The organism is Neorhizobium huautlense, assembly GCF_002968575.1.
Classification (GTDB): domain Bacteria; phylum Pseudomonadota; class Alphaproteobacteria; order Rhizobiales; family Rhizobiaceae; genus Neorhizobium; species Neorhizobium huautlense.
This window is the reverse complement of sequence record NZ_PVBM01000009.1, coordinates 1-26,630: the sequence shown is the minus strand read 5'-3', so window position 1 is coordinate 26,630 and position 26,630 is coordinate 1. Positions and strand designations below refer to the sequence as shown.

Genomic DNA, 26,630 nt, shown 5'->3' with positions numbered 1-26,630 from the left:
ATTCCTTATGGATACAGAATATTCACATAGAATACAAGAAGAAAATTCGGGCGTCCGTCCTCTCTCCACGGCCCTCAAGACGATGGCCGTGCTTGATGTGCTCGCCCAAAGCAGTCGCGGCATGCGGTTGCCCGAAATTGCCACCGCTATGGAACTGTCCCGCCCAACCGCCTATCAGCGTCTTTTGACACTGGTCGAGGCAGGTCTGGTCGAGCAGGACCACGAAATGCGTTACCGCCTTTCCATGCATGCATGCCGACTTGCAGCCGCAGCATTGGAGCAAGCTGATCTGGGCACTCGCGTACAACCGATCCTTGAGACGCTGGTCGCCCGTGTCCAGGAAACGGCGTCAGTCGCCGTTCTTGACCGTGGCGTTCCGTGCATCGTTTCGCGCGTGGAATCGCACAGCGTTTTAAGGGCTGAGCAAAAGATCGGCACCACCATGTCGCTGGAAGGGTCAGCGTCCGGGCGGATTCTTACTGCGTTCGCTGATCCGGCAACGCTTGAACGCTTGAAGCAGAACGGCGAACCACTTGCGGCGGACGCGCTTCTCGATGAGGCCCGCGAGAAGGGGTACGCGGTGTCGAGCGGCTACACCCACAGCGGAGTGGTCGCGATCGCTGCGCCGATCTTCGACATCCACAACAAGTGCCTTTCCACGGTCTCGCTGGTGATGCCGGAAACGCGCTTCGTTCTCGAACTCTTCCGCGAACCGCTTCTCGAAGCGGCTCGCGCCATAACCAAAATGCAGCAGGGAGCGCGTTGAGGGCATGACCGCAACATCCAAACAGGCGGCAAAGCCGCTGCCGAGGCCAGGCCACGAGGTGATGAAGACATCGCGGCTTGCAGCCATTCAGCCCAGCCGGCTAAGCGGCACGCGCGCTTTCATGAACAAGATGATCCGCGAAAGATGGGACATTCGCATTGTTCGGTTCGACGTGGACGGCAACGCAGAAGGAACCGTCGTCTATTCAATCAAGGCGCCATACCAGGAATTCTCCTTCATTGGCTTTTCGCGTCCGCCAAGCCGCACCGCTCGAACAGGTCGCATCATCGGCCAAGCATGGGACATGATGGGCGCGCTGATCGAAGGCCCCGCTACGGAAGAAGAAATAGAAAGCGCGCGACGGGAGATCCCGAAGCTCTATACAGGCAGAGCGACGTCCAACGCTCTAATATGGTGTCGATCGAACCGATCGATGCGTGTATTCGATCAAACCATGGCAGCGCTGGCAGAGGGCCGTCAGCCTCACGGAGAGGACATCGCCCGCGTGTGCTACCTGATGCGCAATACCGGGCTTGATGGAAACGGAACCTTCGGCACGCGCTCCTTTCAATCGCTTGGAGCGCACCATGCCCTCGGTGGGGTTCTCGAAGCCCAGTTACTGACCGCCTATCTCATGCGCGAGTTTTCCTGCGACCTGGTTGAACATCTCGCCGCCAAGGCATCTTCGCAAGCCGTCAAGCTAGCTCCAGAACTCCGCCGTTACATCGGGGTGGGCAACGGCTCGGCCCTGGGGCTCATCTTCTTCGTGCACAAGCACCCGCGATTGATAGACCGGCTTCTTTCGGCTCGAGAGCACGCCATCGCGCTTGCGCGGGGGCTTGCCTTAAACAAATCCGATTACCGCATCGAACAGCTTTCAGACCTTCTTCAGCGCGCGATCGTCTTTCGCCGTCAGGACAGGATGGTCTACGAAACCTTCGCATCCAGCGCCCGGGTCGCGGACGATCTTGATACGATCTTGGCGCAGCTACACCGGTTCCGAGCCACCGGTGCTGTTCTGGGGCGTGAAACGGTTCGCCCGTTGGACGTACTGGCAGACGAACTCGACGGCAAAGTGGCGCCGGAAGCCTATGAAACGCTCTTGTCGCTATATCTGGAACTCGTACCGGATGAGGCCGATGCCCTTTTGAAGGGGGTCGAGGCACCCGATGAATTCGTCGTCTCTCCCGCAGAGAGTGTTGCAGATCTGATAACGCTGGTACGACAAGATTATCGGTGGGCCCTTGACGTGGATATGTCAGGCCCGGATGCCTACAGATACGTGTGGTACAAGTCTGAGACGGCAGAGGAGCCCCGACGCGGGGCCCGTGAAGAAGTGCCAGACGCCCTAGACCTCGGCCTGGATGTATGTGGCAGTATCCAATCCCTCCTTGCTGATCTCAATACCGAAGACGGCAAACTTTCCATTGCTCGCTTTCTCTTAAAGCGCCCGCAGCACCGCCATATGGTGTCTCGTGTTCAGAGCCTGAGGGACCAGGAATACCATACTCCCCGCGCCAATATTAACTCCGAAGCATTCGTTCCGATCGACCTTGTCAGGCTGATGAATGTCGGCATCCACGGCATCGACAAGTGCCGGGATTTTTTGAGCCGCAACCTGCGCGGTGTCCTCTATCACGGGGCCCCGACGCCTGACGATCTGCGTGCCGGTTACACCGGCATTTGGTACTATCCTGCGGAGCCAGTTCTATGAATATCTTGTCCAGCACCACGATGAGGGTGATGCCTCGCGAGATGCGCCTGATGTCCGAGCGCATCTTCTCCCTTTCCAGTCTCCCCAAGGGGTTCTTCCTCGCGGTCTGCGACTTTCCGATGTATTCGCAAAAGCGTGGCCTTGGCGGATTCGAATTGCTCGAAAGGCGCTTTGGCGACTTCAAGTCAGCCGACCCGGCGCGGATCAGCGTAGCGGCCGAGAACGGCAGTGCGATTGGGCTGGATGCGAACGGCGAACACGCGTGGTTTGTGCTGCCGACTGCCATCGATCTTCTTGGAGAGCTCGTCGCCCGCCATGGATCCGCGGAGCTAACGGTAGGCAATGTCGCAGACGCTGACGAACTGGCGATAGCGGCCGATTTGGGCGGGAGATCCGGTCTTGCCGTTACCGTCCTGGGGAACCTGCTAAGAGCGAAGCCTGCTCCTGTTAAAGGTGACGTTCGAGCAGACGACCCGATGCTATGGGCTCTCCTCGCCGGAGGCGTCGAGATCGAAGCTGACCTCTGGTGGCGCATCTATCACTTGGCGAAGCGGGCCCTTGCTACGGACAGTGTCGTGTCACGACGACATGCCGGACCGATGATTGTCAACGAAGACGGGACGGTTATCGGCCGCAAAGACAATGATGACGAGACAGATGTCTCATTCTTGGCTTCAAACCTTTCTGAACGGATCAAGGAAGGAGCCGGATCATGATCATCGACGGTTTGCAATGCGGCCACTTCGATCGTGCCGCTTTCGAAGCTCTTCTCGCGGGGAATGTGGGCGGCGTCGTCAACACCTGCGGCTTCTGGGAAGGTGCGGTCGAATCCATGGATTCAATAGCTCGTTGGCGAGACCTCGTTCGAGACAATGCCGACATCGCTGAAATCGCTCTTACCGCTCGCGATATCACCCGCATATCGGACGCAGGCAAGCTCGCGATCATCATGGGTTTCCAGAACGCCAACCTCTTCGAAGGGCGCATCCGCTTCGTCGAGATGTTTGCGGAGCTCGGCGTGCGGGTCGTGCAACTGACTTACAACAACCAGAACGAGCTCGGCGGGTCCTGCTATGAAGCGGAGGACTCCGGCCTGGCGCGCTTCGGCAGGGAAGTGGTCCGTGAGATGAACGCCACTGGGATCCTCGTAGATTGTAGCCATGTCGGCGATAGAACCACTTTGGACGCGATCAAAGTGTCTGAGAAACCAATCGCCGTAACACACGCCAATGCGCAGTCGCTCTTCATGCACAAGCGCAACAAGTCCGATGATGTCATTCGTGCGCTAAGAGATACGGGAGGCGTCATTGGCTGTGCAGCTTATCGGAACATCACCGGCGACGAATACTGCGCCTCCATAGAAGCATGGTGCACGATGGTTGCTCGCACTGTCGATCTTGCTGGCATCGACTCAGTCGCTATCGGCACCGACAAAAGCCACAATTTCACTGCGCCTGACTATGCGTGGATGCGCAAGGGCCGCTGGACCCGTGGCGAGGATTACGGCGCCAGTACTGCCGGCAAGCCGCTGAAGGCCGCACCGCCGGAATGGTTCAAAAAGGTCGAGGACATCCGCGTCATTCCGGATGGACTACGTGCCGTCGGGTTCTCCGAAGCGGAGGTCGGGCAAATCACCCATGGCAACTGGCTCAGGCTCTACGAAGCCACCTTCAGAAAATCATAAAAGAGGGAGAATTGAACATGAAAACGTTGTTGACGCCAAACCGTCGGCGATTCTTGCAGACCGCGGGAGCGGCGATCACAGCCTCGCTTGCCGCCCCCTATATCGTCCGCGCACAGGACAAGGTTCTGTATGTGAACACCTGGGGTGGACCCTGGGAGACTGCAGCCAAGACCCATCTGATCGAGCCGTTCACGAAAGAGACGGGCATCCAGGTCAAGACCGTGTCGCCTGTGTCGTTCGCCAAGCTTGCACAGCAGGTCAAAACGGGTACCTACGAGTTCGACGTCACCACGCTTGGCGCCGGAGAACTGATACGCGCCAATCAGGCGGGGATCATCGAAGAACTGGAGCCCCCCTATGAGGGCGGCCTTTTTGAAAACGGCGCTGCTTCCCATGCTTTCGCAACCGTGCTTGCGTGGCGGACCGACAAATACAAGGAGACGCCGAAAACCTGGGCTGATTTCTGGGATGTCGAGAAGTTCCCAGGCGGCCGCTCGCTCCAACGTTACGCCTCACGTGTCATTCCGCTCGCTCTGCTGGCTGACGGCGTGGCTGTAAAGGATCTTTATCCGCTCGACGTGGAACGCGCCTTCAAGTCGTTGGACAAGATCAAGCCGCATGTGCGGGTGTGGTGGACAGCCGGAGCCCAATCAACCCAGATCTTGCGTGACGGGGAGATCGACATGATCGGTATCTGGCACGGCCGCTATTTCGAGGCTGAAAAGACAGGCGCGCCGGTCGGCATGACATGGAATCAAGGCGAAATCGAACGGGCATACTGGGTCATAGCCAAGAACACCCCAAACCTCGACAGTGCCAGGAAGTTTGTCGAATTCGCCACCAGCGCTAAGCCGCTTGCCGGCTTCTCCAAGTCCGCCGACTACGGTCCGCTGAACCCGGCTTCGAAGGAGTTCGTCAGCCCTGAGGATGCCAAACGCATGCCGACTTCACCAGAGAATTACAAGCTTACCTTCGAGCAGGACATGGCGAACTTCGGGATCGATCCAGCAGAGCTTGCAGAACGGTTCGAGGAGTGGGCCGCGAGCTAAGGTTCGCTCGACCAATCCATCTCAATCAAGCGGCATCGCTAACGCGCGATGCCGCGTCGACCCCGCATGCCATGGGAAGGGAAGGCAATGGGCTCAAGCCTCTCAAGACTGACGGAAAGGACCAATGTCTGGCCATGGCTTCTATTGGCGCCGCTCGGCATCTACATGCTGGTCTTTTTCGTCGTCCCGCTCGTCGACGTCGCGATCATGAGTGTGACGGATCCTCGTGTCTCGCTCGTAAACTACCAAAGAGTGCTGACAGGCGCACTCTACCAGCGCGTGTTCCTCAACACCTTCCTGACCGCGGCTTTCGTGACAGTGTGCTGTCTTGCAGTCGGTTATCCCCTCGCCTACCTCATGGCGCACTCCAAGCCGCGCACAGCAATGCTCATCCTTTTGCTCGTGACGATGAGCTTCTGGACCAGCTTTCTGGTGCGAACCTACTCCTGGATGGTCCTGCTCGGGAACAATGGTCCATTGATCGCTCTGCTGCAGATGATCGGGATTGATGACACACCGCAGCTCCTCTTCACACGCTTCTCTTCAACACTCGCGATGGTGCACATTCTCGCGCCTTACATGATCATGAACATCTTCTCGGTCATGAAAAAGATCGACCCGGCGTTGATCCGATCGGCCGAGAGTCTCGGGGCCCGGGGCTGGTCGCTCTTTCGACATGTCTACTTGCCCTTGACCGCCCCAGGTATCGCGAATGGTTGCGTGCTGGTTTTCGTGATCTGCCTCGGATTCTATGTGACACCTGTTCTTCTTGGCAGCCCGCGAGAGCAGATGATCGCAGGTCTCATCGGTCACCAGATCGACGAATTCCTGGCCTTCGGCATGGGGTCAGCCATGGCGATGGTCCTGCTGTTGATTACCTTCGTGATCCTTGCCATCTACCACCGCCGCTTCGGCCTCGACAAACTTTGGGGGTGATCATTCATGAACACGTTCAAGCGCTGGGCCGGCATCCTGGTCACAGTCTTCATTGCGGCACCCCTGGTGATTGTTGTGCCGATGTCTTTTTCGAGTGCAAGTTCGCTGCAGTTTCCGCCGCCGGGTTATTGGCTTGGCTACTACCGAGCTTACTTCACCGACCTCGACTGGTTGATACCGACTTGGAACAGTATCGTTATCGCCTCCGCGACAACTTTGCTGACCATGCTGCTGGTCGTGCCCGCCACGTTTGCCCTTGTGCGCCACAAGTTCCGTGGAAAAGGCGTCGCCGATCTGATGATGCTGATGCCCCTTGCCGTGCCTCACATCGTCATGGCGGTCGGATACTACTCGTATCTCGGTGATCTCGGACTGGTCCACAGCCATATGGGCGTCATCCTGGCTCACACATGTCTCTCGGTTCCAATTGCGTTTCTGGTGCTATCCGCCAATCTGAAAGGCTTCGACCGGAATCTCGAGCGAGCAGCCTTAAGCCTTGGGGCAAGTCCCACCAAGACGTTCATTCACATCACCCTGCCGATCCTGCGGCCGGGCCTGATCATCAGCGCGCTGTTTGCCTTTATTCAGTCGTTCGACGAGACGGTTGTCGCGATCTTCATTTCCGGGCGTGACGCCGAGACCCTGCCGAGAAAGATGTTCGACAGCATCCGGCAGGAAGCTGATCCCGTGATCGCTGTGATTTCTACGTTGCTGTTCTTCCTCGTGTTGGTCGGCATCGCAACTCCCTATTTTATCAGCACCCTCCGCAGCCGCGCCCCTACGCCAAGCCGCTCACCTGCCGGCGCACACTAAATTCCCAAGGACTCACCGATGACGAGCTATCTTGAACTTTCCAATATCACCAAGGCCTACGGGAACTTTACGGCGCTGGATAACGTGAGTCTGTCGGTCGAAAAGGGAGAGTTTGTAACCTTCCTTGGGCCAAGCGGCTCCGGTAAGACGACGACCTTAATGATCGTTGCCGGTTTCGAGAAGGCAAGCGGTGGGAGTGTCCGTGTCGGGGGGCGATCCATTTCAGAGCTCGCGCCGCACGAGCGCAATATCGGTATTGTCTTCCAGAACTACGCTCTGTTTCCCCACAAGACCGCAGCGGAGAACGTCTATTTCCCACTGCAGATGCGTGGTGTGAATCGTGCAAAGGGACTCCGTCAGGCCGAAGACATGCTCTCCCTCGTCGGCCTAAAGGGGTTTGGCCACAGGCATCCAAAAGAGCTTTCGGGCGGGCAGCAGCAGCGCGTTGCGCTTGCACGCGCGCTTGTGTTCGAGCCCTCCTTGTTATTGCTCGACGAGCCGCTCGGCGCGCTTGACAAAAACCTACGCGAGCAGATGCAGATCGAGATCAAGCGCATCCAACGCAGCCTGGGCGTAACCACGATCTTTGTCACCCACGATCAATCCGAAGCCATGTCGATGTCGGACCGGATCGTTGTATTCGACAAAGGCCGGATCGAACAATGCGCGGCACCGCTTGACATCTATCACAGCCCGCAGACGTCTTTCGTCGCTTCGTTCATAGGTGAGAGCAACCTGATACCAGCAACGGTCACGAACGCTGCAGCCCGGATAGCCAATAGTCCTGTACTTGGCTCCTTCGATTATGCAGGATCTGACAATGCTCTGGCAGATGGGCAGGAAGTGACACTGCTGATACGGCCAGAACATATCAAGCTGTCTCGTAACCCGATCGAAGACCGAAAGAGCGCTAGGATGACGGTCGAGACGATCGTCAATTATGGCGACAACGCTCTTGTAATCGGCAGAGCCGGAGACATCCCGATGCGGGTAAGGGTGCTGGGCGCAGACGTTGTCATCATCAAGGAAGGCGAAGAATGCTGCATCAGTTGGACGCCTGACTCCGTCTTCGTCATCACCCGATAGAAAGGCGAGCATCTTTCATGACCTTAGAATTCTCCTCGATCATCGAGCGCTTTGGTGTTGGAAAGCGAGGGAGCCTTGCAGTTGTTCACGGCGGCACAGGCTATTTCGCCTGCACGCCCCAGGCTCCCTATGATGGTTCGCTCAGCGCCGCGGAGCAGGCGCGCCAGCTTCTGAACAAAGCAGAAGGCCGATTGGCCGAGATTGGTAGTGCTAAGGAGGGGTTGCTTTTCTGTGCGATTGTCCTTGCAGACATGCAGGACTACGCTGCGGTAAACGAGATTTGGGACGATTGGGTAGAAGGTACCGCTCCGCCTGCGCGTGCCTGCTTCGAAGCCCCACTCGCCAGCCCGGATCTCAAGGTCGAGATGATCATGATCACCGCCACGAAGCCGGCGTGATCAGACCATTGCGGCCTCGATGAGGAACGGCCCCTTGCGGGACAGGGCAGCGGTATAGAGCTTTACGAATTCCGCCGTGTTCGTCGCCCGGCCGGATTCGACGCCAAGACCTTTGGCCAGCGAGCACCAATCGAGCTTCGGCTGGTCGAGGTCGAGCATCTTGCGCGCATTTGCGCCATAGGAGTTCACGCCAACATTCGTCATTTCGCCTTGCAGGATGCGGTAGGCGTTGTTGGCAAAGACGATGGTGACGACATCGAGGTTTTCGCGCGCTTGCGTCCAGAGCCCCTGAACCGTGTACATGCCGCTGCCATCTGCCTGCAGGGCGACCACTTTGCGATCAGGCGCACCGAATGCTGCGCCTGCCGCCAGCGGAATGCCAATTCCAATCGATCCCCCTGTGATCGGCAGATGGTCATGCGGGTGGAGACAAGGAGAATGCGCAGGATATTGCCCAATTGAGGTGAGCGCTTCATCGATGACGATGGCATTCTCAGGCAGGTGCCGGGCAATGGCCAGACTGATGGCATCCGGCGTCAGCGCCCCATGGGGAACTTGGATGTCATGTTGCCCGAAGGTGTTCGGAGCAAAGTGAGCATTCGGCGCGACATCCAGGCTATCCGCCAGGGCCTCCAGTGCGGCCGCCAGATCATGCTCATGGTCCGCAAGTTGCACAATCTCACAGCCGGGTGGCAATGTGGTGCTTGGCTTTCCGGGATAGGCGAAAAACGTGACGGGTCGCTGCGGACCGATACAGATGGCAACCTCAAACGGCTTCAGTGCCTCGACGGCCAGCTCGATGTTGTAAGGAATGGGCCTGACGGATGCGCGGCCCGCGCCACGGGCACCGCGGTCCGACTGCACCGAAAACAGCGAAGCGCCGGTTGCGGCGGCAATCCGTCCTGCTGTTGCGAGCGGTTTTTCCCGCAACGCGCGGCCACCGAGAATAATGATGACGCGCTTGCCGCTCTTCAGCGCCTTCACGGCCGCCTTCAATGCAACATCGTCCAGCGGAGGAGGAGCAGGAACGGAAACCGGGGACAGGATTTCGGGGGAAACCTCGCCCCAAGCGGCGTCCGCCGGCAGGATCATCGTGGAAACGCCGCGCTGCGCTATGGCGGCTGCAAAGCCTTCCTCCGTGCAGCGGCGAATGTCTGCGGGTCCATCCGCGCGACCGACCCAGTGGGACATCGGCCGTGCAAGGCTCTCGATATCGCTTGTCAGTGGTGCGTCATATTGCAGGTGGTAGGAGGCATGGTCGCCGACGACATTCAAGATAGGCGTGCGGGCGCGGCGCGCGTTATGCAGGTTGGCAAGGCCGTTCGCAAGACCCGGACCGAGATGCAGCAGTGTCGCGGCCGGTTTTTCTGTCATTCGAGCGTAACCGTCCGCCATGCCGGTCACCACACCTTCAGACAGGCCAAGCACGCAGCGCATCTGCGGCTTGCGATCGAGCGCCGCCACGAAATGCATCTCCGACGTGCCGGGATTGGCAAAGCAGACATCGACGCCGTTAACCAACAGGACGTCACAGAGCATATCGGCGCCGTTCATTCGCTTTCCTTTGCTGTTGATATTGGCGACCTAGGCCGCCGTTGCCGTTGCAGCATCCGAAAATGCCGCCTCGATGGAGGCCTCAAGTATGGCAAGTCCTTCCTCGAGCACATGCCATTCGATCGTCAGCGGTGGCAACAACCGGATGACGTTCAGGCGTGTACCGCAAGAAAGGAGGATGAGGCCACGCGTTTCGGCCTCGGCGACGATACGGTTTGTGATATGAGGTGCGGCAGCCTTTGATTGGCGGTCCTCAACCAACTCGAATGCGACCATCGCACCAAGCCCGCGTACCTCGCCAATCCGCTCCATCCCTTGGCGTGATGCGATCGAGATAAGGCGGCCGGAAATCCGGCGCCCCACCTCCGCCGCGCGCTCACAGAGTTTTTCATTTTCGATGACATCGAGAACGGCATTGGCCGCCGCTATTGCGAGAGGATTGCCGGCATAGGTGCCGCCGAGGCCGCCCGGATGGGCCGCGTTCATGATTTCGGCCTTGCCGGTCACAGCCGAAAGCGGGAAGCCGCCTGCAAGCCCCTTTGCCATGGTAACCAAATCCGGCTTCACGCCCGCATGTTCGAAACCGAACATCTTGCCGGTACGCGCCATACCTGCTTGAACTTCGTCCGCGATGAGGACGATGCCACGGCGATCGGCAATCTCTCGGAGCCTGACGAGGAAGTCGCGTGGCGCGACGTTGAAGCCGCCCTCGCCCTGGACCGGCTCCACGATGAAGGCTGCTATACGTGCCGGATCCACGTCGGACGCAAAAAGCCGCTCCAGTTCCGCAACCGCCTGTTCAGTCGAGTAATCGAGGAAGGGATTGGGGAACGGCGCGTGATAGACGTCGGCCGGAAAGGGACCGAAGTTCTTCTTGTATGGCATAACCTTGCCGGTCAGCGCCATACCCAGCATGGTGCGACCGTGGAAGGCGCCCGAGAAGGCTATGATGCCCGCACGACCTGTATAGGCGCGGGCAATTTTTACTGCGTTCTCTACCGCTTCGGCGCCAGTGGTGATCAGCATTGTCCGGTTCTCGGCGCCAGTCGGTGCTATCTGGTTCAGTCGCTCCGCTAGCCGGATATAGCTTTCATAGGGTGCAACGTGAAAACAGGTGTGAGTGAAGCGGTTCGCCTGTTCGGCCACTGCCTTCATGACGGTTGGGTTGCGATGACCGGTATTGTTGACAGCAATACCCGCCGAAAAGTCAATGAAGCGGTTTCCCTCGACATCCCAAAGCTCGGCGTTCAGTGCCTTGTCGGCAAAGATGGTGCGGGTTCCCACGCCGCCAGCGACGGCAGCCTTCTGGCGTGCATGCAGATCATTGGAAGTAGCCATTGCAATATCCCCTTTTACCGACGGAGCACTCTATAGACTCGCTCATTATTTTGAGCAATAGCATAGTTGGCGCTAGAGGTACGGAGGGGAGCACGCGGAGATGACGACGGTTCTTTCAGCCGACAGATTGCGGAAGCGGTGCGGCTGGCGACTGTCAAACAGATATGCCTCGCCGGCCTTCAGGATCCTGACTTCCTCGCCAACTGTTATTTCCAGCTCGCCCTGGACGATATAACCCCCTTCTGAAGAAGCATGCTGCAGGAATGTTTCGCCCGTATCAGCGTTGGGTTCGTAGACTTCATGTAGGATTTGTAGGTTGTGAGCCCGGGCATCGCCCACCTGACGCAAGACAAGTGAGGCTTCTGGCCCGCTTGCAAGGCCCTGGGCTGGTACTCGAGAGGTAAGGTCGACAAGCTCATCCGCGGAAAAGAAGGGACCTTTGGGGGGGCTTCGTTCCGGTTCGAAAAATTCTCCCATGCCCATACCAAGGCCGCTCAAGATCTTTCGCAGCGTAGAGACAGACGGGCTGATCTTGTTCGTCTCGACGTTCGAAATTTGTGCATGTGGGACCCCTGCCCTTTCCGCAAGCTGCCGCTGTGACAGACCCGCGGCGATACGCATCGCGTGAAGTCGGGCACCGATATCGAACCTTTCGTCCACCTGTTTTATCCACTCCGTTGACGACGCTCCGCTCAACCCTATGCACCTGTTTTAATGTTCGCGCAAATGGATGATATTTTGAGCGCGATTGCAAATCGTCTGTCGCGGCAGACTTGCTAAAGGGGGACGTACCCGTAGAGCAGTCTCGCCCGTTGATCGTCTCGCCTTGGCGCCCAACCAAAAGGAACAGAACCAGCGGTAGGGAAGGCCAAGACTGGCCCGAGTTTCGATCTGGCTTCGGCAACCTACGAGACAAAATCTTGGAACATAGAGCGAAGCCAACCATTCTCTACCGGAGATCGGCAGACGAAGGTGAACGCTCTATGCGGCGAAGAAATAGGTTTGATCCTTGGTGACCCACGGCTGGGAACCAGACCCCTATGCAGTGGCGCTTACAGGCGCGGGGCTTCTCATCGCATTGGTAGCATGGCTACCGCTGGCTCTACGCCGACTTCCGCTCTCGCTTCCCATCGTTTGCTTGGCCATTGGCGGCCTGATCTACACGTCGCCATATCTGAAGTTGGACCCATCACCAGGTGCACACCCTTACGCCACCGAACGGTTGACGGAGTTCGTGGTTCTTGTCGCATTGATGGGCGCAGGCCTGAAGATTGACCGCCGGTTCTCATTCAAAGGGTGGAAAACCACTTGGCGGCTGTTGTTGATCACGATGCCGATGAGCATCATCGCGATAGCGTTCATTGGCACGACCATCCTTGGTTTAGGTGCGGTGGCTGCACTGCTTTTAGCAGCAAGCCTCGCGCCCACCGATCCTGTTCTTGCGGCCGACATCCAAGTTGCCGGGCCCTTTGAAGGGGGCGAAGACACTGTTCGCTTCACGCTGACGTCAGAGGCAGGCCTGAACGACGGGTTCGCATTTCCTTTCGTGCATCTTGCCATCGTTTTAAGTCTTGCGGCCACAACAGGAGAGCCCTGGTTCGCTCGTTGGCTGACCTTGCATGTCCTGTGGGAGGTGATTGCTGGCATTGGCTGCGGCTGGCTTGTCGGCCGTGTATTTGGTTGGGCAACCTTCAAGATGCCCGGCGATACGTTGGCAAAGACAGGCGACGGATTGGTAGCCATCGCAGCTACCTTCGTGTCGTATGGCGTGTCCGAGCTGCTGCACTGCTACGGCTTCTTCGCGGTCTTCGTTACTGCGTTGACATTGCGCAGCTCCCATCGCGACCACGACTTCCAGCGCGACATGCACGACATCACCGAGCAGATCGAGCGCATCGCGATGATGCTCCTGCTGCTTGCTTTCGGCGGCGCCATCGTCAATGGCTTGCTGTCCAGTATCGGCTGGATAGAGATTGTCGCAGTCCTGCTCATATTGCTGGTCGTTCGACCTGTAACCGGCTTGCTTGCACTTATTGGAGTCCGTGCGACGCTCACCGAAAAAATCACCATCGCCTTCTTCGGCATTCGGGGTGTTGGCTCATTCTACTATCTCGCCTATGGCCTGAATCACGGGCGGTTCGAGGACGGCGATCGATTGTGGGTCATCCTGTCGCTTGTCGTCTTCTTGTCGATCCTGATGCACGGGCTCACGGTGACACCAGCGATGCGTTGGCTGGATCGCCGGCACGGCCGGAAAGCTGACTGAAGCTCAGTCGGGCCAGGCAACACGGGGCCTACATCCACTTCTGAAAGAACACCACGCGGCGTGTCTTATGAAATCCTGGGCTGCATGGAGTTCCTGGCTGGTTGTACTTTCAAGCAGCGCGTCAGAACCAGATTCAGTGACAATGCGCAGATCGATATCGGAATAGGCGTTGGCGCGATCAGCAGCCATCGACCCCCGAGGAAAACGCGCAGCACCTTTGGTTCGTCTGCGAACGCAGCCAACCGCCGTTGCAATAAGGTCGTTTCTCGCCATTTCGAAAACGTCACATGGGAACGGTGTCCTCATGAGAGAGAGAGAGAGAGAGAGAGAGAGAGAGAGAGAGAGAGAGAGATTAACCCTTTGTGCAATTGCCGTAAGGGGGCCGACCGCCAGATGTGCGGGCTGGCCGTTCAATGCCCACTTCAGCCATGCCTCTGATGCGTCAACTACGGTCATTCAGCCATCAGACGGCGTACTCCGCCCTCCTCGTGCTCATCTATTTTTGAACCGGATCCCGACTTCATCTCTGAAGAAGCTGACAGCCCTCCGGCTCCTGAGTTCAGAGAATTCTGGCCGATATGAACAATATCGTGCCATGGGCGTTAAAGAGATGCAAAACGCTGGAAGTTGGCGTATGGGGTTTTGGGTAACTCTCCGGGACGTGGTATTTATATGAAGTCGAATGTCGGCGAACGTGACCACGTGTCCAGCGCCACGATTATTCCCGACCTTCCTGAAGGACTGAACACAGCCGACATCTTGCGATCCTTGCTAGCTGCAAGCAGTGACTGCGTGAAGATTCTCGACCTAGACGGCCGCCTGCTCTTCATGAGCGAGGGTGGCACACGGGTTATGGAGATCGAGGATTTTCGGCAAATTCAGCATTGCCCCTGGCCAGACTTCTGGTCGGGTCCCGAACAGCAAGCCGCTCTCGAGGCCATTGCGGCCGGACGCGAGGGCAGGTCATATCATTTTCAGGGTTACACGGCGACATTCAAAGGAACGCTGAAATATTGGGATGTCGAGGTCCTTCCGATAAGGAACCGAGACGGGCGACCGAGCCATCTGCTTTCCATCTCGCGGGACATTTCCGCCGTACGCGCGGCCGATCTAGAGATTGATCGATTGATGGAGCAGGCTCGCCATCACGAGCTGCGTTTCCGTATGTTGGCCGACGCCATGCCGCAAATGGTCTGGTCGACCCGACCGGATGGGTATCATGACTATTATAACGCCCGCTGGTACGAGTTCACTGGCATGTCGGTCGGCAGCACCGATGGCGAGGGGTGGAACGGCCTATTCCATCCCGATGACCAGGAACGGGCCTGGGAGCGATGGCGTCATTCGCTCGCCACAGGCGAGCTTTACGAGATCGACTACCGCCTTCGACATCACTCGGGCGAGTACCGCTGGGTTCTGGGGCGGGCGTTGCCGATGCGAGATGCCGACGGCGCAATTGACCGCTGGTACGGAACTTGCACCGATATCCATGTGGCAAAGGAGACGACCGATAGCCTCGCGCTCCTGAGCCAGGAACTCAGCCACCGCATCAAGAACATCTTCGCTATCATCAATGGCATTATTGGCCAGTCGGCACGTTGGTTCCCAGAGAGCAAGGCGTTCGCCTCGGACATCCAACAGCGTCTCGCGGCCCTTGGTCGTGCCCACGATTTCGCCCGGCCACATAGCGAGGAATCTCGTTCTTCGGCGACGTTGCCCACACTACAGAATCTCCTCCAGGAAATTCTACGCCCCTATCGCACGGAGGACCAAGGCCGCCTCCAGATTTCCGGAGACGAAATTTCAATCGATGATCGTTCGGCGACGCCCCTTGCGCTGGTCTTCCATGAGCTGGCCACCAACGCGGCCAAGTACGGTGCCTTGTCGACGATAGAAGGCCGCGTGGCCATAGTGTTGGAGGCGCACGGGGAACGCTGCCGCATCACCTGGACGGAAACCAATGGTCCACGCATTACGGGAGAGCCTGAAAGGACGGGCTTTGGGACCAAGCTGTCCCTGGTGAGCGTTCAAGGTCAACTGGGCGGGACTTTGGAACGCCGGTGGTTGCCGGAAGGCCTTCAGGTCGTCTTAGAATGCCCGCTCGCCAATCTCTTGCGGCATTAAGCGTGCTGTTCAAATACAACGAGCGGAGCTGGCGGGGCAGACAACTCGCCACGGACAAATTCCAGCGCGTCCTCCACCTGGTTCGCATCATATGGTTTCGAAAGCACCCCGATGGTGTCTGGCACACCCGTCCCCAGCAGGGCTGGGTTTGCCGTCGTGAATACCACTTTGATGCCTAATTTGCCAAGCCGTTGTCCAACTAAGGTCCCGGTCGGACCGTCCCGTAGATTCACGTCCACCAATGCTACGTCTGGCGACAGCTCGGCGAGCCGCGACGCAGTAGTGGAATCAGCCGCAATACCAATCACCTGATATCCCAAATCCTCCAGGACGGACTCCAGCTCGAGGGCCACCATAAATTCGTCTTCAACAATAAGTACGCGCTGCATGATGCCTCCGTGGTCGTCAAGTCGAGCAACGCGAGGCGTCGCACTCGGTTCCTCGCAGTTTTTAACTTTGGTCTTCCTAGTTTTGATCCGCGTTCGCTCGAGGGCCTGAGGTCTCTCAGCGCCATCAGCGGTCGTGTAGAGCACAGCAGTAGGTTTCGAGGACGTTCCCTCGTTCCGACGGGTATGATCGCTTCTCCTGAGGCCACGGATAAGCTGCTCATTCTGGTTTTTGGTACTGCCATGGGGTGCCCACGTGCACCGATGCATGGTTCAATAGGGCTATTTTCAGAGTTTGAATTCCAATGAGAGCACAATGTCTTTTTCAGATCGCATTTTCCAGCCATTCGAGACGCTGATCCGTCCTCTCGACATCCCTTACCAGCCCCTCCCAACTCAAGGGCCGTTTGTGCTGCTCTGGCATTTCGCGCGGATGTTTCGGTACGCGCTCATCCCCATCGCCGTCTTCTCGATGGCAGTAGAGGGCATCAATCTCTTCCTGATTTGGAGCCTGTCCGATATCGTGGATGGGGTCACGAATAAGGGGGCGGCGACCTTTCTGGCAGAAGATTGGTCGCTGCTGGTCCTTATGGCCGTACTGCTCTTCCCAATTTCGCCTTTCTTCTCCTTCGTCACGAGCGCCCTTTCCTCGCAAACCGTGGCGGTCTGCTTACCTTCTGCCATCCAGTGGCAAGGGCATAAGGCGGTCGAGCGGCAGGATATCGCGTTCTTTCACGACACGTTTGCCGGCCAGGTGGCTTCGCGACTGTCCCAAGTCTCGACCGCTGTGCAGCAACAGGTCGTTGTGGCCTTCTATAGCATTCCCAACTTTGCAGTTCATTTCCTGGGATCGCTTCTGCTGCTAGCTTCCGTCGGCTGGCAGTTGACGTTGCCGGCGCTGATATGGATCATCATCAGCATCGCCATTGCGATCGTAGCGGTACCGCATTTCTCGGAGCGATCGAAGCTCTCAGCGAAGCAGAGAAGCCTGGTGGTCGGCGCTATGACGGACCTCTATTCGAATATGCAGATGGTAAAGCAGTTTGCAGCAGAGGATAGCGAGGCTGGCGCTTTGCGAGGGATCTTCTCGAACGCTATCACTCGTCAGCAGCATGAAAGGCGGGTCTATATGGTGACCAGCGTCACAATAAACAGCGTCAATGCGCTCTTCTGGATCGCCATGCTCGGGACCGGGTTTCACGGGATGCTGAATTCATCGGTTTCGACTGGAGAGTTCGTTGCCGCGATCTACATCACCCAGCGGCTTTCGGGTAACGCTCGGGTCTTCATCGACATGGGACAACAAATCTTTCAAGCCGTCGGCACATTGCGCGACGCTATGCCTGTGATGACAACACCGCCAACCGTCGTGGATGCGTTGAATGCAAAGCCCCTGCAGGTAGGAACGGGCGAGATCCGATTTGACTCGGTTGGCTTCTCCTATCATCGCGAGAAGCCGGTGATCGACGGCTTGAACTTGACAGTCCATGGCGGTGAAAAGGTTGGACTAGTGGGGCTATCTGGCGCGGGAAAGACGACGCTCGTCAACCTCCTGCTCCGATTCTACGATCTCAACGGAGGTTCGATCGCTATTGACGATCAGGATATCCGGGGCGTCACGCAAAGCAGTCTGCGGGAAAACATCGGCGTCATCTCGCAGGATGTTTCCCTTCTTCACCGCTCGGTGGGTGACAATATCCGTTATGGTCGCCCGGATGCGTCCCATGACGAGGTTGTGCAGGCTGCTATTGCCGCTCATGCGCATGGGTTCATTGCTGATCTTAAGGACAAGGAGGGCCGCTCGGGCTACGATGCCTTCGTTGGAGATCGCGGGGTCAAGCTCTCAGGCGGTCAGCGCCAACGTATTGCCATCGCCCGCGTGCTGCTGAAGAAAGCGCCGATCCTCGTGCTCGATGAGGCAACTTCAGCCCTCGACAGCGAGTCCGAAGCTGCAATCCAGGAAAATCTCGCGAAGGTGATGGCCGGCAAGACAGTCATCGCGATCGCGCATCGCCTCTCCACCATCGCGAGCATGGATCGAATTGTCGTTTTAGGTGAAGGCCGCATCGTCGAAATGGGCAACCCAGAGGAGCTTGTGACGCGGAATGGGCTTTACACTCGCCTATGGCGGCGACAGACCGGCGGCTACATCGGCAATGACTAGCGCAGGTCCGGTGGAAGCGTTCGATGTCATGGGCTCCGTGGTTGCGAGTTCCTGCTGCTATCGACTTTGGCTTCCATCACCCCGAGTCCCGAAGGATGGGGTCCGCGCCGGTCCGCCAGGACGCGAACCCCACTGCCGACGCAGTACAGAAACATAAAGGGCGGGTCAGGCCGTTTTTCCCGTCCGACCCGCCAACAGTCTGTTTGGCGACGTCTTTTTAGCAAACACAGAGGGTATTTCGCGTGAAATGTCCGTGACATAGATCGAACGATCTATAGCGGCGAATGACTGTCGGTGTTGCTCCCGAGCCACCGCCTGCAACGGCGGCTGTTGGTGTTGCGGATGTTGGTGGTACCGCTGTCTGGCCATCTTCAGCAGCTCGTTAAATCGAACTGCTTGCCCTTTTGCCCCGAAGCTTGTCGGCTCGCTCCGTCGCCGCCTTGAGGAGGGCCTTCTGGGAGGTGGCATACCCCACCTGATCCAAGTTGCTTCGCGCTCGCCGCCGAGGGATCTGGTGTTCCCGATGGGGCGCGAATGACCTTTGTATTCGACGCTTGGCACCGCTAACCCTCGTAGGTTGGCCACCAGCCGCGGGTAAATTCGGCGCTGCTTGATGCTCTTCCTGCCTCAAAATTAGGAAAGAAGGCGTCTACAAATCTAGGCGCTATTCAGAGTGCCAAATTTCCGCCGGAGCCTTCTTTCCATAGCAAGATGCATGTTCATGTCGAAATTGGCTGTTCGCCCGGCCTGTCCACTAGTTTCGCCGGCGGAACATTTTGGAGCCGCCCCCAGAAAATGAGGAGGACCGCCATTTCTGGATGATCGCTCCAGCAAAGGGGTGGTCCTTATCCCTTGAATATATCTCAGTGGTCGCCTCACATAGGTCGGCGGCAAGGCGGGACAATGCTGAACTCAGACTGATGGGCCAGAACTGTCTTAATTCAGGGTATCGATGGACGAACCATTGCCCTGTCTCGCAAGTAGCCATGATGTACCAAAACGATCTTCGTAGAAGTATCGTGTTTCGCCGCCGTCAGCATCCAGGACAGATAGGACAGAACATCAACGATCTCACCACTGATGTCCCTGCACGAGATGGCACGCGTCACAGTTGTTGAGGCCTTTGTGTGATCCATGTTCAACGGCCGGCATCACATCTGGCTTTGCCGCCCGTATGAGCGCAGTTACTCGGTGATCATCCTCTTTGGCGCCAAGCCTTGCTTCTTCAGCAGTCTGACCAACAATCGTTTGGCAGCCTTGGTGCCGCGACGAACCTGCACGATTTCGTCGAGAACATATCGATCTTGGTCGACGGCTCGCCAAAGCCAGTGCTTTCGACCGGCGATCGTCACGACCACCTCCTCCAGATGCCAGGTATCCTTACCCGACGGACTCTTTCTGCGTAGTCGCTTTGCGTAGGCCGCACTGAATTTGCGGCCCCAGCGCCGGATCGGTTCGTAGAACACGACTATCCCGCGCTTCAGCGGCATTTCTTCCGCCAGCCTCAGGCTTAACGGAAACCGGAAATACAGCCAGACCGCATGGGCGATGATCTGCGGTGGGAAACGGTGGTTCTTGTAGCTGATGGTTGGCGCGCTCATCACGTCCGGTTATCCGTCAACCGTTAAGTCACCAACAACGTGACAGCACCCTATCGACGGCTGCCACAGATTGCATTGAGCGCCCGCACGTGGCGCCCGGTGATTTATAAGGTGCCGCGGCTTCAAACCTACCGATTTGCCTCGGCGGCTAGAGCTGCTTCTCTGTGACCGTCGCAAGTGATGCCGCTTCACGCTCAAGCGAAAGACGAGCTCGCGGCCAAGCCCCCTCGTCCGCCCCGAGTGCCGTCTGCAGCCAGGCGAGCGTCAGACGCCGTGTCGCTTCCAGTACGTCTGGTGCTTCAGTCTCTGTCTCCTTCGCATCGAGCGCCGCGATCCCGCCAAGGCCATGTCCGACGCCGTGCATCATCACCATCGCCTCGGCGCCCGGCGCATCGTGGAACGCATCCGCATGCCATTCAGGCCCGCGAGTTGTAAAATGCGGATTGTCCATGTCACCGCAAACGACCAGGCTGCATGTCGAGAGCGTCGAGAAGTCTACGTCGAAGAACGGGAACCGCGCAGCACTCTCAGGCGTCATGTCCTTGCCGCCGCGTCCTGGCGTTGTAAGGAGAACGCCCGCCGAGATGCGAGGGTCAGAGAAATCCTCGCGATCCACCTGCGCGCCGAGCAGGAGCCCGACGGTGTGGCCGCCAAAGGAATGACCGACTGCGCCGATGCGGGAATGATCCATCTGACCCGCAATCGCTGGAGCCTGCTGCTCGATCTCGGCTAAGTGGTCGAGGATCGCCTTCATCTCCTCGACACGCTCGCGCCAGAAGAACGGTGCGCCAGGTGCATCCGACGGCAGGCCACTCACCCGCGAACTTGCATGCGTCGGCTGGATCACGACGAACCCTCTCTCCGCCCAGAACTGGACAAGAGGAGCGTATCCGTCCTTTGACGGGATATAGTTGGATGGGCCGTAGCCATGCGACAGCAGCAGGATCGGTAGGTTACTTTCCGTAGCGGGCGCGGTCAGACGCAGTTCCAGCGGCTGGCGGCCCGGCATCGAAACGCGGATCGGAGTGTAGGCCACGGTGAGAGTGGCTTCAGGCGTAGGAATATGCTTCGCGAGGTTGATCAGATTGTTCATAGTCTGGACCTTCAAAGGTGGATTTCGGATTGTGATGTTCAGGGGAGTAAATGGCCCGCCTCCAGGAACGAGGTTTCCGCGTCGGCGCCGGCCGGGATCTTCATCGGCGCGTCAATCTCTGTCACTGACCACCAGACCGCCTCTGCAACCGCATCCGCCGTCGTAACCTCGTGCCTGAACGCAGCCTCGTCATGTAGTCCTGGACGAAGGCGGCATATGGCTCGGGAATTTCCATGCCCATGCGCGAGACAGCGTTCTTGCCGAAGCCGGTCGTCGGCGCCGAGCCGGGCAGAACGAGTTTGGCTCGAACGTCGAACAGAGCCGCTTCGAGCGCGAGGCTTTCCGTGAAAGCATTAAGCGCCGCCTTGCTGGCGCTGTAGACCGAGAGCGCGGGCAACGGCCTTAAAGTGACGGCGGAACTGACGTTGACGATGACGCCTGAGCGGCGGGCCCGCATCTGCGGGAGAACGGCTTTGGTCATCGCCATCGCACCAAAGACATTGGTCTCAAACAGCTCGCGGATCTTCGACATCTCCGTGCCTTCCAGCACATTGAGCATGCCGACGCCGGCATTGTTGACCAGAGCATCGATCGTGCCGGCGGCTTCCACCGCCTTCGCGATACTATCCGGCTCCGTGACATCGAGCGGCAGGATATCGAGCTGTTCGTTCGACGGAAGCAGGTCATTTCGCGGCGTGCGCATGGTCGCGACCACGTCCCATCCGGCGTTCAAGAATTTTTGCGCGATAGCGAGGCCGAAACCGGACGAGCAACCGGTGATGAGGATCTTTGGCATGTTCTATCTCCTGACATTTGAATGAGTTGAAGATGGACCTGATCGCCCGGACTTGCTATATGCGCATGTCCGAGATTGTTTAGCGAAAGTCCGAATGATGACCGACCCTGTCGCCGAAGTTGTTTCGCTACTCAAGCCAAGCCCGTCGATCTCAAAGCTGGTCACGGGCGGAGGTGATTGGCTGGTTGAGCGGACGGAACTGGGGAGTCCTTTCTACTGCGCGGTCGTCGAAGGCCGTTGCCTGATGACGATTGCCGGTCGTGACCCAATGGTGCTAACCGCTGGCGACTTCGTCCTGGTCCCGCAGATCTTCTCGTTCACGATGAGCAGCATGGAGCCGCCACCACGCGGCGCACTTCTCCAGCGCCTGGAAACCAGCCCCGGTGTCTTTCGGCTGGGCGACCCGGAAGCGCCGGCGGAGATCAAGGCACTGGTCGGGCATTGTGCATTCGGCTCGGATGACAAGGCTCTTCTCGTATCGCTGCTGCCGGAAGTCATCCATGTTCACGGTGAAGAGCGACTGACGGCTTTGGTCCAGATGATAAACGAGGAGACGAGGGCTGACCGTGCCGCGCGTGAGATGGTTCTTCACCGTTTGCTGGAGGTTCTGTTCATCGACGCACTGCGATCGGCCGCAAGTGCCAAGGCGCCGCCGGGCCTCCTGCGTGGCATGGCGGATCCACTGCTGGCGCCGACCTTGCGCCGGATCCATGCAGATCCGGGTCGCAGCATGACGGTGGAGACGCTTGCCCAAGAGGCTGCGATGTCCCGTTCGACCTTCTTCGATCGCTTCCGCAGAGAGGTTGGGGTCGCGCCAATGGAGTACGCGACCGGATGGCGCATGGCGCTGGCAAAAGAGTTTCTTCGGGAAGATATGGCGTTGGCCGAAATCGCCGAACGCGTTGGCTACGGATCGACAAGTGCCTTCAGCGTCGCCTTCAATCGGCACGTGGGAATGCCGCCCGGTGCTTATTCGCGCGCAGTTGCTATTGCGGCTTAAAGCGTCCAACCTTCACCGCCGATATAGGCGGCCAATTCTTCGGGCGTTCCCTTGGGAAAAGCTTGCTTCAGGAAATCGAGGAAGGCAGAAACCCGCGCACTCAAGAGACGCCGCGATGGGTAGAGCGCCCAGAGCGCGATTTCGGATCCTTCGATGTCGCCCCAGTGCTGCAATGTCCCATCAGCGAGATCTTGGGCCACCAGCGAGATCGGAAGGCGTGCTGCCCCGACGCCTGTCCTCACCGCATCGCGGACCATGATGAGGGAGGACAGGACGAGAACGGGATCGATCCTGATCTTCGCAGACCCTTTGGAAGTCATGACATTCCAGGTCTCTGGACCTGCCCCTCCCCGGACCACGCCGGGAACTGACTGACTGCTAGCGGGACGGGCGAGATCAGGACGTGCCACGACAACCAGGCGGTCATGCAGGAAGGCCCGACCGACGAGGCTCTCGTCCGGCGCCGGGTTGACGCGGATGACAAGGTCATACCCCTCCTCGATCATGTCGACGGCGCGATCTTCTGTGGTGATTTCAAGCCGGACATCAGGGTATTTCAGCGCGAAGCCTGCTGCAATCCTGCCCATGGCTGTCTGCGACAACAGAAGCGGCGCGCTGATCCGCAATCGACCACGAGGCTTTTCCGCGCCCGATGCGATCGCCGCCGCAGTCTCGTCCAGTTCCGTCAGCAGGACGGCGGTTCGCTCGTAGAGCGCCAGCCCTTCTTCCGTAAGCTTGAGTATGCGTGTGCCGCGTTCGAACAGCCGAAGCTGGAGTGCGGCCTCCAATTCCGTGACGCGCCTCGACAGCGTGGCTTTCGGACGTCCGGTGGCGCGGGCCGCTTTGCCAAAGCCGCCGTGGCGGGCGACGAGATTGAAGTCCGCAAGAGCAAGCAGGTCCATGGCGTTCCACCTGTGGGACGGTGCGTCTAAATTAGTCGTCTATCGGGTCATTTCTGAACCAATCATATTCGGGGTGTCAAGCACACACATCCGGAGACACTTCCATGACCATCCTCATTACCGGCGCCACGGGCAATATCGGCGCGCAAGTCATCCAGCACCTCGTCAACCACGGTGCCGACGTTCGTGCCCTCGTTCGCGATCCGTCCAAGGCAACCTTTCCGGCCGGCGTTGCCGTTGTGAAGGGCGACCTCCTCGATGTGGACTCGCTACGCAGCGCATTCGACGGCGTCTCTACGCTCTTCCTGCTCAACGCCGTCGTACCGGACGAATTCACCCAGGCTCTGATCGCCCTTAATGTGGCACGGTCGGCTGGCATTGAGCGGATCGTCTACCTGTCGGTGATCCATGCTGACGTCTACGTGAACGTCCCGCACTTCGCCGGCAAGTTTGTCGTCGAGCGTATGATCGAACAAATGGGCATGGCCGCCACGATCCTTCGCCCGGCCTACTTCATCCAGAACGATGTGACGATCAAGGATGTCATCACCAGCAACGGCGTCTACCCGATGCCAGTCGGGGAGAAGGGCCTCGCCATGATCGATGTGCGTGATATCGCGGAGATCGCGGCTCTGGAGCTGCTCCGTCGTGAACAGGCGGCACAGCCGCTTCCCATCACCCGCATCAATCTGGTCGGCCCCGAAACACTCACCGGATCCGATATCGCCGCCATTTGGTCGGACGTCCTGGGACGCCCAATCAACTATGGCGGTGGTGATACGGCGGCCTTCGAGCAGAACCTCAAGCAGTTCATGCCCGCGTGGATGGCCTACGACATGCGCATGATGAGCGAACGGTTCCTGACCGATGGCATGCTGTCTGACGACGGCGATGTCGAGCGCCTGACGACGCTGCTTGGCCGCACGCTTCGCTCCTATCGCGCCTTCGCTCTGGAAACTGCGGCCTCCGCCTGAGGCAGGCCGTCCCACACGTCAAAACAAGGACACTCGTCATGATCTATTCGACCGCAACCGTATCCGGAAATCCTAAAGGCGAAAACACGCCCACCCCCATGCTCACCTCTCCAACGGAAACAAAGCCAACCAACCTCCCAAAAATCCTGATCATCGGTGCCACCGGTCCGACCGGCCGCCACATCGTCCGCCAGGCCATTGCCCGCCGTTACGATGTTACCGCACTCGTCCACTCGCCGGAAAAAGCCGCTGACCTGACCGGAGCCACGATCGTTGTCGGCGATGCCCGTGACGAACGGCGCTACGTCAGGCATGAAAGGCCGCGACGCCGTGATCACTGCGACTGGCACAAGTGTGTGAGACTGCTGTTGACCGACACCGCGCGGTATTGAAGTGCATCCACCAGACGGCGCTGACACTTGCCGACCTGGGTGAACACGTAGGCAGACAGGCCAAATTCAAGGCCGTTTGCGGCGTGAAGCATTGCCTCGTCGTCCCTGAACGGCAGGATCTAGGCAACCGGGCCGAAGGGCTCCTCATGAAGAAGGGCTGCCTCGTCAGAAACATTCGTCAAAACCGTCGGTGGATAGAAGTAACCGTGATGTCCGATACGATTGCCGCCAGCAAGAACCCGCGCACCCCGGTCTCGCGCGTCGTCAACCAGGCGGGCGATGGCTTCTACACGGCGCTCGTTGGCGAGGGGCCCGACCTTGGTGGCGGGGTCCATGCCGTCGCCCACCTTCGAATTTGCCGCGACCTCCGCGAAGCGGGTGGCAAATCTTTTGGCAATGCTCTCCTCAACAAAAAAGCGAGACGGGCAGAGGCAGATCTGGCCGGCATTGGTGAACTTGGCGCGGACCAGCAGTTCCGCCGTTGCCTCTGGATCTACATCGCTGCAGACAACAACAGGCGCATGACCACCGAGCTCCATCGTCACGGGCTTCATATGCAGGCCTGCCGCTGCGGCAAGGCGTTTGCCGATCGGGATGTTGCCTGTGAAGGTGATCCTGGAGATCACGGGCGACTCGATCACCTGCGTTGATACCTGATTGGCATCCCCAAAAACAACGGCGAGGGCTGCCGGGTGGACCCCCGCCTCCAGCAGAGCCTCGCCCAAGGCCAGCACGCAGCCCGGCGTTTCCGGAGAGGGTTTGCAGATGATGGCGCATCCGGCGGCGCGCGCGCGGGAAAACTTCTTCGCAGCAAGCGCCATCGGAAAATTCCAGGGCGTGAGCGCTGCGACAACCCCGATCGGATGTGGTTAAACCTCGATGTGCTGGCCCGCCTGTCGGCCCGGCACGGTCCGGCCGGCTATCCGGCGGGCCTGTTCTCCGCCCCATTCAATAAAGCCCGCGGCACGATAAACCTCGTCACGTGCCTGAGCAAGGAGCTTGCCTTGTTCCAGCGTCAGCATCTCAGCGATGCGGTCGGCATCGCGCCGGATGATCCCGGCGGCATCTTTCAGGATACGTCCGCGCTCCCAAGCCGGCACGGCCTGCCAGGATTGGAGCCCGCTGCGGGCAGTTTCTATTGCCTCTGCAATATCGGCCGGCGCCCCATAAGCCACCTTGCCGATGCTCTCGCCCGTCGCTGGACTGATGACGTCAACTGCGACACCTTCTGAACCTTCGCGGCTCTTGCAGTTGATCAGGAGCTGGAATTTGCTGCTCATGGTGATCTCCAATGAAAGAACACAAGGGCAAGAACGCTTATTTTCGCGGCTTTTCCTTGGGTTCGGTTATGTTTTGACCGGCGTTTGGGCCCGATCAGTTAAAGCTTCTCGGTTCGCAGAACGGGTTTTTGCCCGCCTGCGGTTCTGAACCATTCTCCAATTCGTGACCCTAACGCCGGTCTGTTTCCCGGCTTCGGTCACAGAGTGGCGTTCGGCTCCCGGCTTCCCATTCTCCTTTAAGAGCGCAACCCAGGCCTGCCGGGCTCGCTAGCTTCCCATCAGGACAACCGGGATATCGTCGACGACATGCCTTC

The 26,630-nt window shown here is 58.6% G+C and carries 21 protein-coding genes and 3 pseudogenes; 15 read left to right on the top strand and 9 right to left on the bottom strand.

Annotation, left to right across the window (positions count from 1 at the left end):
* Positions 1–7: 7 nt before the first annotated feature.
* From C5L12_RS12065 to C5L12_RS12025, 9 genes are all read left to right on the top strand, one after another.
* Positions 8–766 (top strand): IclR family transcriptional regulator, encoded by a 759-nt coding sequence (locus C5L12_RS12065; protein WP_105372295.1) that lies wholly within the window; start codon positions 8–10, stop codon positions 764–766.
* 121 nt (positions 767–887) lie between these two features.
* Entirely contained in the window at positions 888–2,480 is a 1,593-nt protein-coding gene (locus tag C5L12_RS12060; protein ID WP_245422869.1) for a hypothetical protein, read from the top strand.
* The gene (locus tag C5L12_RS12055) at positions 2,477–3,196 is read left to right on the top strand and encodes a hypothetical protein (protein ID WP_105372294.1); all 720 of its coding nucleotides are present in this window, start codon (positions 2,477–2,479) and stop codon (positions 3,194–3,196) included. Before C5L12_RS12060 ends, C5L12_RS12055 begins: the two co-directional genes overlap by 4 nt.
* A complete protein-coding gene (locus C5L12_RS12050; RefSeq protein WP_105372293.1) occupies positions 3,193–4,164 on the top strand; it encodes a dipeptidase in 972 nt (323 codons plus the stop codon). The genes C5L12_RS12055 and C5L12_RS12050 overlap by 4 nt, the downstream gene beginning before the upstream one ends.
* 17 nt (positions 4,165–4,181) lie before the next feature.
* Positions 4,182–5,213, top strand: a complete 1,032-nt coding sequence (locus C5L12_RS12045; RefSeq protein WP_105372292.1) for an ABC transporter substrate-binding protein — start codon at positions 4,182–4,184, stop codon at positions 5,211–5,213.
* An 87-nt stretch (positions 5,214–5,300) separates the two neighbouring features.
* Positions 5,301–6,149, top strand: a complete 849-nt coding sequence (locus C5L12_RS12040; RefSeq protein WP_105372291.1) for an ABC transporter permease — start codon at positions 5,301–5,303, stop codon at positions 6,147–6,149.
* 6 nt (positions 6,150–6,155) lie between these two features.
* On the top strand, positions 6,156–6,962 hold the full coding sequence (locus C5L12_RS12035) for an ABC transporter permease (protein ID WP_105372290.1): 807 nt from the start codon (positions 6,156–6,158) through the stop codon (positions 6,960–6,962).
* 18 nt (positions 6,963–6,980) lie between these two features.
* Positions 6,981–8,048, top strand: coding sequence for an ABC transporter ATP-binding protein (locus C5L12_RS12030; RefSeq protein WP_105372289.1), 1,068 nt, complete (start codon positions 6,981–6,983; stop codon positions 8,046–8,048).
* 17 nt (positions 8,049–8,065) lie between these two features.
* On the top strand, positions 8,066–8,446 hold the full coding sequence (locus C5L12_RS12025; RefSeq protein ID WP_105372288.1) for a RidA family protein: 381 nt from the start codon (positions 8,066–8,068) through the stop codon (positions 8,444–8,446).
* Here the strand turns inward: C5L12_RS12025 and C5L12_RS12020 are convergent, their stop codons facing one another.
* From C5L12_RS12020 to C5L12_RS12010, 3 genes are all read right to left on the bottom strand, one after another.
* A complete protein-coding gene (locus tag C5L12_RS12020; RefSeq protein ID WP_105372287.1) occupies positions 8,447–10,000 on the bottom strand; it encodes an acetolactate synthase large subunit in 1,554 nt (517 codons plus the stop codon).
* Positions 10,001–10,030: 30 nt separating this feature from the next.
* Positions 10,031–11,338, bottom strand: coding sequence for a 4-aminobutyrate--2-oxoglutarate transaminase (gene gabT, locus C5L12_RS12015; RefSeq protein ID WP_105372286.1), 1,308 nt, complete (start codon positions 11,336–11,338; stop codon positions 10,031–10,033).
* Between the two features lie 72 nt (positions 11,339–11,410).
* Positions 11,411–11,998, bottom strand: a complete 588-nt coding sequence (locus C5L12_RS12010; RefSeq protein WP_105372285.1) for a cupin domain-containing protein — start codon at positions 11,996–11,998, stop codon at positions 11,411–11,413.
* Positions 11,999–12,350: 352 nt separating this feature from the next.
* Here C5L12_RS12010 and C5L12_RS12005 point away from each other — a divergent pair, with 352 nt between their 5' ends.
* Both C5L12_RS12005 and C5L12_RS12000 read left to right on the top strand, forming a co-directional pair.
* Entirely contained in the window at positions 12,351–13,604 is a 1,254-nt protein-coding gene (locus tag C5L12_RS12005) for a cation:proton antiporter (RefSeq protein ID WP_245422881.1), read from the top strand.
* A gap of 672 nt (positions 13,605–14,276) precedes the next feature.
* Entirely contained in the window at positions 14,277–15,728 is a 1,452-nt protein-coding gene (locus tag C5L12_RS12000; RefSeq protein ID WP_105372283.1) for a sensor histidine kinase, read from the top strand.
* On the opposite strand, the gene C5L12_RS29065 is transcribed toward C5L12_RS12000, so the two are convergent.
* On the bottom strand, positions 15,725–16,384 hold the full coding sequence (locus C5L12_RS29065) for a response regulator (RefSeq protein ID WP_112800160.1): 660 nt from the start codon (positions 16,382–16,384) through the stop codon (positions 15,725–15,727). The two genes, C5L12_RS12000 and C5L12_RS29065, sit on opposite strands and share 4 nt — an antisense overlap.
* A gap of 46 nt (positions 16,385–16,430) precedes the next feature.
* On the opposite strand from C5L12_RS29065, the gene C5L12_RS11990 reads away from it, so the two are divergent.
* Positions 16,431–18,278: an ABC transporter ATP-binding protein gene (locus C5L12_RS11990; protein ID WP_105372282.1), complete on the top strand. Its 1,848-nt coding sequence runs from the start codon at positions 16,431–16,433 to the stop codon at positions 18,276–18,278.
* Between the two features lie 1,110 nt (positions 18,279–19,388).
* Here C5L12_RS11990 and C5L12_RS11980 read toward each other — a convergent pair.
* The 3 genes and pseudogenes from C5L12_RS11980 to C5L12_RS11970 all read right to left on the bottom strand — a co-directional run.
* Positions 19,389–19,892 (bottom strand): annotated as a pseudogene (locus C5L12_RS11980) (IS6 family transposase); the annotation flags it as partial.
* A 135-nt stretch (positions 19,893–20,027) separates the two neighbouring features.
* Positions 20,028–20,972: an alpha/beta hydrolase family protein gene (locus C5L12_RS11975; RefSeq protein WP_105372281.1), complete on the bottom strand. Its 945-nt coding sequence runs from the start codon at positions 20,970–20,972 to the stop codon at positions 20,028–20,030.
* Positions 20,973–21,010: 38 nt separating this feature from the next.
* A pseudogene (locus tag C5L12_RS11970) lies at positions 21,011–21,768 on the bottom strand (SDR family oxidoreductase).
* 97 nt (positions 21,769–21,865) lie between these two features.
* Here C5L12_RS11970 and C5L12_RS11965 point away from each other — a divergent pair.
* Positions 21,866–22,768: an AraC family transcriptional regulator gene (locus tag C5L12_RS11965; protein WP_105372426.1), complete on the top strand. Its 903-nt coding sequence runs from the start codon at positions 21,866–21,868 to the stop codon at positions 22,766–22,768.
* On the opposite strand, the gene C5L12_RS11960 is transcribed toward C5L12_RS11965, so the two are convergent.
* Positions 22,765–23,670 carry a LysR family transcriptional regulator gene (locus tag C5L12_RS11960; RefSeq protein ID WP_105372280.1) on the bottom strand — a complete coding sequence of 302 codons (906 nt, stop codon included), beginning with the start codon at positions 23,668–23,670 and terminating at the stop codon, positions 22,765–22,767. The two genes, C5L12_RS11965 and C5L12_RS11960, sit on opposite strands and share 4 nt — an antisense overlap.
* A gap of 104 nt (positions 23,671–23,774) precedes the next feature.
* Here C5L12_RS11960 and C5L12_RS11955 point away from each other — a divergent pair, with 104 nt between their 5' ends.
* Both C5L12_RS11955 and C5L12_RS11950 read left to right on the top strand, forming a co-directional pair.
* A complete protein-coding gene (locus tag C5L12_RS11955) occupies positions 23,775–24,644 on the top strand; it encodes an NmrA/HSCARG family protein (protein ID WP_105372279.1) in 870 nt (289 codons plus the stop codon).
* A gap of 38 nt (positions 24,645–24,682) precedes the next feature.
* On the top strand, positions 24,683–25,036 hold the full coding sequence (locus tag C5L12_RS11950; protein ID WP_342588630.1) for an NAD(P)H-binding protein: 354 nt from the start codon (positions 24,683–24,685) through the stop codon (positions 25,034–25,036).
* Here C5L12_RS11950 and C5L12_RS28760 read toward each other — a convergent pair.
* A pseudogene (locus C5L12_RS28760) lies at positions 24,979–26,316 on the bottom strand (aldehyde dehydrogenase family protein). The gene C5L12_RS11950 and the pseudogene C5L12_RS28760 sit on opposite strands and share 58 nt — an antisense overlap.
* Positions 26,317–26,630: the final 314 nt, after the last annotated feature.

Coding starts and splice junctions, on each gene's coding strand:
- C5L12_RS12050 (WP_105372293.1), top strand. CDS start 3,193: ATGATCATCGACGGTTTGCAATGCGGCCACTTCGATCGTGCCGCTTTC.
- C5L12_RS12035 (WP_105372290.1), top strand. CDS start 6,156: ATGAACACGTTCAAGCGCTGGGCCGGCATCCTGGTCACAGTCTTCATT.
- C5L12_RS11965 (WP_105372426.1), top strand. CDS start 21,866: ATGACCGACCCTGTCGCCGAAGTTGTTTCGCTACTCAAGCCAAGCCCG.
- C5L12_RS12025 (WP_105372288.1), top strand. CDS start 8,066: ATGACCTTAGAATTCTCCTCGATCATCGAGCGCTTTGGTGTTGGAAAG.
- C5L12_RS12045 (WP_105372292.1), top strand. CDS start 4,182: ATGAAAACGTTGTTGACGCCAAACCGTCGGCGATTCTTGCAGACCGCG.
- C5L12_RS12000 (WP_105372283.1), top strand. CDS start 14,277: ATGAAGTCGAATGTCGGCGAACGTGACCACGTGTCCAGCGCCACGATT.
- C5L12_RS11990 (WP_105372282.1), top strand. CDS start 16,431: ATGTCTTTTTCAGATCGCATTTTCCAGCCATTCGAGACGCTGATCCGT.
- C5L12_RS12060 (WP_245422869.1), top strand. CDS start 888: ATGAACAAGATGATCCGCGAAAGATGGGACATTCGCATTGTTCGGTTC.
- C5L12_RS12020 (WP_105372287.1), bottom strand. CDS start 10,000: ATGAACGGCGCCGATATGCTCTGTGACGTCCTGTTGGTTAACGGCGTC.
- gabT (WP_105372286.1), bottom strand. CDS start 11,338: ATGGCTACTTCCAATGATCTGCATGCACGCCAGAAGGCTGCCGTCGCT.
- C5L12_RS11975 (WP_105372281.1), bottom strand. CDS start 20,972: ATGAACAATCTGATCAACCTCGCGAAGCATATTCCTACGCCTGAAGCC.
- C5L12_RS12030 (WP_105372289.1), top strand. CDS start 6,981: ATGACGAGCTATCTTGAACTTTCCAATATCACCAAGGCCTACGGGAAC.
- C5L12_RS12055 (WP_105372294.1), top strand. CDS start 2,477: ATGAATATCTTGTCCAGCACCACGATGAGGGTGATGCCTCGCGAGATG.
- C5L12_RS11950 (WP_342588630.1), top strand. CDS start 24,683: ATGATCTATTCGACCGCAACCGTATCCGGAAATCCTAAAGGCGAAAAC.
- C5L12_RS12040 (WP_105372291.1), top strand. CDS start 5,301: ATGGGCTCAAGCCTCTCAAGACTGACGGAAAGGACCAATGTCTGGCCA.
- C5L12_RS11955 (WP_105372279.1), top strand. CDS start 23,775: ATGACCATCCTCATTACCGGCGCCACGGGCAATATCGGCGCGCAAGTC.
- C5L12_RS11960 (WP_105372280.1), bottom strand. CDS start 23,670: ATGGACCTGCTTGCTCTTGCGGACTTCAATCTCGTCGCCCGCCACGGC.
- C5L12_RS29065 (WP_112800160.1), bottom strand. CDS start 16,384: ATGCATCGGTGCACGTGGGCACCCCATGGCAGTACCAAAAACCAGAAT.
- C5L12_RS12065 (WP_105372295.1), top strand. CDS start 8: ATGGATACAGAATATTCACATAGAATACAAGAAGAAAATTCGGGCGTC.